The 6,428-nt window shown below is 66.5% G+C and carries 5 protein-coding genes; 2 read left to right on the plus strand and 3 right to left on the minus strand.

Features of this window, described 5'->3' with window-relative positions:
* Positions 1-218: 218 nt before the first annotated feature.
* Together ACFQU0_RS15400 and ACFQU0_RS15405 are read right to left on the minus strand one after the other, a co-directional pair.
* A complete protein-coding gene (locus ACFQU0_RS15400; protein ID WP_382202303.1) occupies positions 219-1,127 on the minus strand; it encodes a proline dehydrogenase family protein in 909 nt (302 codons plus the stop codon).
* Positions 1,128-1,528: 401 nt separating this feature from the next.
* On the minus strand, positions 1,529-2,287 hold the full coding sequence (locus tag ACFQU0_RS15405; protein ID WP_382202305.1) for a fumarylacetoacetate hydrolase family protein: 759 nt from the start codon (positions 2,285-2,287) through the stop codon (positions 1,529-1,531).
* A gap of 140 nt (positions 2,288-2,427) precedes the next feature.
* Here ACFQU0_RS15405 and ACFQU0_RS15410 point away from each other — a divergent pair, with 140 nt between their 5' ends.
* Together ACFQU0_RS15410 and ACFQU0_RS15415 are read left to right on the plus strand one after the other, a co-directional pair.
* A complete protein-coding gene (locus ACFQU0_RS15410) occupies positions 2,428-3,357 on the plus strand; it encodes a Tim44 domain-containing protein (protein ID WP_382202307.1) in 930 nt (309 codons plus the stop codon).
* A 71-nt stretch (positions 3,358-3,428) separates the two neighbouring features.
* Positions 3,429-5,462: a sensor domain-containing diguanylate cyclase gene (locus tag ACFQU0_RS15415; RefSeq protein WP_382202308.1), complete on the plus strand. Its 2,034-nt coding sequence runs from the start codon at positions 3,429-3,431 to the stop codon at positions 5,460-5,462.
* Here ACFQU0_RS15415 and ACFQU0_RS15420 read toward each other — a convergent pair.
* The gene (locus tag ACFQU0_RS15420; RefSeq protein WP_382202310.1) at positions 5,430-6,257 is read right to left on the minus strand and encodes an AraC family transcriptional regulator; all 828 of its coding nucleotides are present in this window, start codon (positions 6,255-6,257) and stop codon (positions 5,430-5,432) included. The genes ACFQU0_RS15415 and ACFQU0_RS15420 overlap by 33 nt on opposite strands.
* Positions 6,258-6,428: the final 171 nt, after the last annotated feature.

The following is a 6,428-nucleotide window of genomic DNA, read 5'->3' on the forward strand; positions in this document are numbered from 1 at the left end:
AACGGGGGGGTGAACCCAGTGACCCCATCTTGATGTGACTCTCTCCGCTTCGCAACAGATGGGTTCGCCTCACGCGTAGGGTGCAGCACGACCACGTCCTCATCCGTCGTTAAGCGGCATGCCCCCACAACTGGCAACCAGCATGCTGTCTGCGCAACGCTTTATCTTCTGCGCTGCCGTCATGTGAGGCGACTGCGCAGTACCCCAAGCGCCTGTGATCAGAGGCCCAGCAGCGCTCGTGCGACGTACCCTGCAATACGCGGGTTCTCTTTGAGGCGCCGCGTGCTGTAGCCGTACCAGGCTGCGCCAAAGGGGACGTAGATGCGTACCACAAACCCCTTCTGGCGGAGCGAATCGCGCAACGGCTCGCAAACACCCAGCAGCATCTGGAATTCAAACGCTGCTGGGTCGGTGCCGGTCTTGCGTGCCAGGGCGATCACTTGGTCTATGAGCCCGGCATCGTGCGTCGCGACTGCAACGAAAACGCCAGCCGTGAAGCAGCGTTCGACGTGAGCGAGGAAATGCGGGTTGATCGCCGCGCGATCATCGTCCGAGCCCTCAACGAGGTGCTCTGGCGCCTCGCGGTAGATGCCCTTGCAAATCCGCACGCTGCTGCCAGTGGGCAGCAGGCGATCAAGATCGCCAGGTGTGCGGCGCAGGTAGGCCTGAAGCGCGAGCTCAACGTGCGGGTGGCGTACCTGCAGAGCCAAGAACAGATCGATCTCGCGCTGCGTGCAGGTCGCGTCCTCCATGTCGAGGCAAACGGCATTGCCGAGTCGGCCAGCTGTCGAGAGCACCTCGTCGAGCAGCGCTTGGCAACGTTCGACATTGAGCAGAAGACCAAAGGCACTCGGTTTGACCGACAGCGTCGATCGCACCCCGCTGGCGTGCACAGCTTCAAGCACCTGCAGGCTGTCGTCGGTCGCGCGCCGTGCCTGTGCCAACGACGAGGCAGCCTCGCCGAGCACATCGAGCGTCGCAACAAAGCCGTTGGCATTGAGGAGTCGAACGCGCGCGAGGGCTTCGGCGAGCGTGGCGCCCGCGATATAGCGGCGCGAGATCTTGCGCACCAGGGCGCGGGGAATCCAGGGGATGGCGCGAACGGCCATCGCATTGAAAGCAGACATGAGAACTCCGTGAACGAACCTGGGGTCACGACCTGGCGGACGCAAATACGGTCGCGCCTCTGGCGGTCGAGACCCATCGGCCTACACAACGGCGGCCGTTGGCAGGCTTGATGCAGCGAGCGGCCACGTGAACGGCCGCGTCATCTGCGAGTGATCAACGGTTGGCCAGCGGAGGCCAGGCAGCAGCGTACATGGGGTTCTGGGAGTGGTCGGCCCATGCGAAGGCATGCCCGAGTCAACTAATTCTAGTCGGCCGAACGAGGCGCTATCACCTGGTCACGATGGAATCGCTGGTTGCCAACGAACGACCGGGAAGCCGACAACAGTGCCTTAGCACGGCGAGGCGAACCAAAGAAGTTACGTTTGAAAGCGACGCCGTGTGAGTGCTGTGGGTGCGCGCATCAGAGCCGCACGCGGGCCTCGCCAATCCCATCAAACACCGCCACCACCGCGTCGCCGCGCTGGGCCGGCACGATGCCCACCCAGGTGCCGGTGGTGACCACGGTACCGGCCGGCACCTCGCCATAGAGGGCGCAGGCACGTTGCAACCACTGAGGCAAGAGCCAGGCCGGGTCGCCCAGCGAATGGCTGCCCTGGCGTTGCAATGGCGGCTGGGTGCCCACCGTCACCCGGCAGGTCTGGGCCGCCCAGTCGCGCCGAACATAGGGCACCCAGTTGCCCAGCACCAACGCCCCGTGCGATTGAAAATCGGCCAGCCGCAGCAAAGGCGCGGCGGCCGACGCCTGCTGCCAGCGCGAGTCCACCACTTCGATGGACACGGCCATGGCGTCGATCAGGTGGTCCACCGCGTCGGGCTGAAGGCTGGCCGCCTGCGCGGCGTCGACCGCCACCCCGAGGCGCAGCGCGATTTCGATTTCAATGCCCCGCTGGTGAAAGGGCCAGTCGCCGGCCGTGGCGGGGCTGGCCCACACGCCATCGGGCGGCAGCGGCGCGTGGGTGAGGGGCAGGTCGCGGCTGGGGCCGCCCGATTTCCAGTGCCGGGGCACGCCGGGCTGGCCGGTGAGTTGTGCCATCACGGCCACCTGCACGGCGTAGGCCTGGTCTGGTTCGGACAAACTGGCCGCCAGCGGCAGGGCGTCGGCGGGGGTGGCGCTGCGGCGGGCCTGCAGCAAGGCGTCGATCACGGGAAGTTGGGTCATGGTGCCCTCAAGCCTACCCGACTTGGCCAACCCCATTTGTTCCAATTTTTTAAGAATATAAATCAGCCATCATCTTGTTTTTTCGCAAAGCCACTTCAGCTACCCTGAACGTGTTTCAACCACCCATTGATGGAGACTCCATGAAATTCCTTTCCGCATTGGCCCTGGTCCTCTCGCTGGGCCTGGCCGTGGGCATGAGCGATGCCGAGGCCAAGCGCATCGGCGGCGGCAAGTCCACCGGCATGCAGCGCCAGGGCACCACCGAAAAAGCCCCCACCGCCACCCCGGCACAAACCCCGGGCACGCCCGCCGCCGCTGCCGCCCCGGCGGGTGCTGCCGCAGGCGCCACGGCTGCCGCTGCCGCGCCCAAGCGTTCGTGGATGGGCCCGCTGGCCGGCATCGCGGCGGGTCTGGGCATTGCGGCCCTGGCTTCGCACCTGGGCTTTGGCGAAGAACTCGCCTCCATGCTGATGATGGGCCTGCTGGCCTTCGCCGTCATCGCGGTGATTGGCTTCATCATGCGCAAGCGCGCTGCCGCCCAGGGTGGCCAGAACGGCATGGCCTACGCCGGCGTGGGCGCGGGCAACCAGGCCGGTGCGCCCGCCCCGCGCGCGTTCGACGCCGCCATGCCTGCGGGTGGTTCGGCTTCGACCGGCTCCATGATCGGCGCCAACCTGGGTGCACAACCCGCGCGCAGCATTCCAGCCGACTTTGACGTGCCCGCCTTCGTGCGCAACGCCAAGGTGCAGTTCATCCGCCTGCAAGCCGCCAACGACGCCGGCAACCTGGACGACATCCGCGGCTTCACCACGCCCGAAATGTTTGCCGAACTGCAGATGGACCTGCGCGAGCGCGCTGGCGCCACCCAGACCACCGAGGTGCTGACGGTGGAAGCCGACGTGACCGATGTGACCGAGGACGACCAGCGCTACGTGGTGAGCGTGCGCTTCACCGGCACCATGCGCGAAGACAGCGCCCAGACCACCTCCTTCGACGAGGTCTGGCACCTGACAAAGCCCCGCCAGGGTAACGCCGGCTGGGTGCTGGCGGGCATCCAGCAGGTGCAGTGACACCAGCTTGAGCTAGGACAAGGGTGCGTGGGGCACCCGTGCCTATACTGGGGCGCGTACCGGTAAGCCCCATGTCGACAAAGCCCCGCATACCCCCTGCCACGGCCGCTCCTGCGGCCGTTCGCCGTTGGCGCATAGGCTCGGTGCTGCTGTGGTTGGTGCTGGCCTGCCTGCTGCCGGGCATGGTGGGAACGGGCGTGATGTTTGCGCTGCAGTACCGCGAGGGCCGGGCGCAACTCGAAAACGACATGCTCACCACCGCACGCGCCCTGGTGCGGGCGGTGGACAACCAGTTGCTGATTGCCCGCGCCAGCGCCTTGTCGATGGCCGCTTCCGACCACCTGGCAACCGGTGATCTGACCGCCTTTCACGCCCACGCCCGCGAGGTGCTGATGGCCACCGGCGTGGGCATGAACGTGGTGATCAGCGACCCGCAGGGGCAGCAACTGCTGAACACCCTGAAAGCGCCGGGCGAAGCCTTGCCCCACCACGGCAACCTCACCTCGGTGCTGGGGGTGTTGACCAGCGGCCAGGCCGTGATCTCGTCGATCTACACAGGAGGCGTTTTGGGCCGCCCTGTCCTCAGCGTGGATGTGCCGGTGTGGCGCAACGGCCAGGTGCACCAGGTGCTGAGCCTGGGGCTGCTGCCACACGAGTTCGACGGCATCCTGGCCTCCCAGCGGTTTCCCGAAGAACAGCTAGCCGCTATCTTCGACGCCGAGGGCACCATCGCGGCACGCACCATCGCCCCGGAAACTTATGTGGGCCAAAAGGGTGTAGCCGATTTCATCGCGCGCATCCGGGCCAGTCCGGAAGGGATCATGACCACCATCACACGCGAGGGTGTGCCGACGTTGTCGGCCTGGAGCCGATCACTCACCACGGGCTGGAGCGTCGGCATAGGCATCGCTCAGCCGGTGCTGGAACGCCACCTGAAGCACAAGCTGGGCGTGCTTGGGCTGGTCATGGTGGCGTTGCTGGCCTTGGGTCTGCTTCTGGCCTGGTTGGCCGCCCGCCGCATCGCCGACTCACTGCAGGCACTCCGTCAGCAAGCCTTGGCCCTGCGTGAAGGCGCCCCGTGGCCGCAAACGGCGGGGTATCTGAGCGAAAGTGCCATGGTGAGCGAGGTGCTGCATCAAACGGCGCGCCAGTTGGCGACGCGAGCGGCCGAGCTGGACGAAACCCACCGCCTGGCCGGATTTGGTGTGTGGCGCTACCAACCCGCAGCCGACAAGGTGACAGTGTCCGAGTCGGTCAGCGAGTTGTTGGGGCGTGACGTGCACACATTTCGCGACCTGCACGGCACGGTGTTCGACGCCAGCACCTGGGCGGAGCTCAAGGCAACCCATTTGGCAGCGCTGAACGGCAGCACGTCCTATGAGATGGAAGTGCCCGCGCGGCGCAGCGACGGCCAGATGCTGTGGCTGCAACTCAAGGGCGAACCGGTGCGCGATGCGCTGGGCCAACTGGTGGAGGTGCGTGGCAGCGTGCTCAACATCACCTCGCGCAAGGAGGCCGAGCTGGCGCTGGAGCACGCGCGGCTGGTGCACGTGCACCACCTTGAGGAGGCCGTGGCCTCGCGCACCGCCTCGCTGACCACCGCCAACGAGGCGCTGCAGCGGCTGAGCCACACCGACGTGCTGACCCAACTGAACAACCGGCTGTCCACCAACGAGCGCCTGCGCCAGGAGTTCCTGCGCATGAAACGCCATGGCCAGCCCTATGCGGTGTTGTTCATCGACATCGACCGCTTCAAACGCATCAACGACACCTATGGTCACGAAACGGGCGACGAGGTGTTGCGCCAACTGGCGCGTGTGCTGCAAGGCGCCGCCCGCGTCACCGACTTCGTGGCACGCTACGGCGGCGAGGAATTTTTGGTGCTGCTGCCCGACACCACGCAGGCCGGCGCCCTCACGCTGGGCGAAAAAATCCGCCAGGCCGTGGCCACACAAACCTTCCCGGTGGTGGGCGAGGTCACGGTCAGCGTGGGCGTGTCGGAGGCACGGGGCGCCGACAAAAACGAGGAAGAAGCGGTGCACCGCGCCGACAAAGCGCTCTACCGAGCCAAGTCAGAGGGCCGCAACCGGGTGTGTTGCGACTGACGTGGCCACGGCACTGCCTTTGCGAAACGCATCGGGCGTGACCCCCATGAGCCGGCGGAACATGGCGATGAAGGCCGACACGCTGGCGTAACCGAGGTCGAACGCGATGGCCTCGATCTTCTCGCCCGCCTCCAGCCGGGGCAGGGCTTTGACGATGCGCAGGCGCTGGCGCCACTCCAGCAAGCCCATGCCCAGATCGCGCTGGCAGCGCCGCACCAGGGTGCGCTCGGTGGTGTGCACCTGTTGCGCCCACTCGGCCAGGCTGCGGTTGTCGCCCGGGCTGGCCTGCAGCGCCAGCAACACCGGTGCCAGCAGGGGGTCGTCAGAGCTGGGCAGGTAGCTGCCGGCGCGGGGCGCCTGGGCCAACTGGTCCACCACCACCTGCAGCAGGCGCTCGTGTTCTGGCGGGGGTGGGCCGTTGGACGGCGTCTGGCGCAGGTGGTCCAGCAGCGCACGCAGCAGCGGGCTGGCGATCAGCACACAGGCATCGCGTGGCATGTGGTCACACAAGGGGGCGCTGATGTAGAGCGAGCAGTGGCAGGCCTCCAGGTGGTTCAGGCCCGTGTGCTCCACCTGCGGCGGCAACCAGATGCCGTAGGGCGGTGGCGCGGTGTAGTGGCGGTCGGCCAGCTTCACCTCCATCACGCCGCTGAAGGAATAGACGAATTCGCCCCAGGCGTGGCGGTGCTGCGGGTAGGCCGTTTCGGCCGGTACCCAGGTGGCGCGGAAAAAAATGGGCGCCGGCAACGCGTCGCTGAAGGGCGGCTGGCGCAGGTGGCGAGGGGTGGCGGGCATGGCGTGTGGGGTGCGCGATGGCGCAAGTTCGCCATCGCTTGTCCGATTCTCGTTATTCCGCGCGGCAAGGACAACCCACAATCGCGCCATGTGTCAGCAGCAAATGAGTTGTCCGGTTCGTAGCAAGTAATCTGTCCGGTTTGTGGAGGAGCGATGCAACACGCCCCCATG

The organism is Hydrogenophaga defluvii, assembly GCF_042665235.1.
Taxonomy (GTDB): domain Bacteria; phylum Pseudomonadota; class Gammaproteobacteria; order Burkholderiales; family Burkholderiaceae_C; genus Hydrogenophaga; species Hydrogenophaga defluvii_A.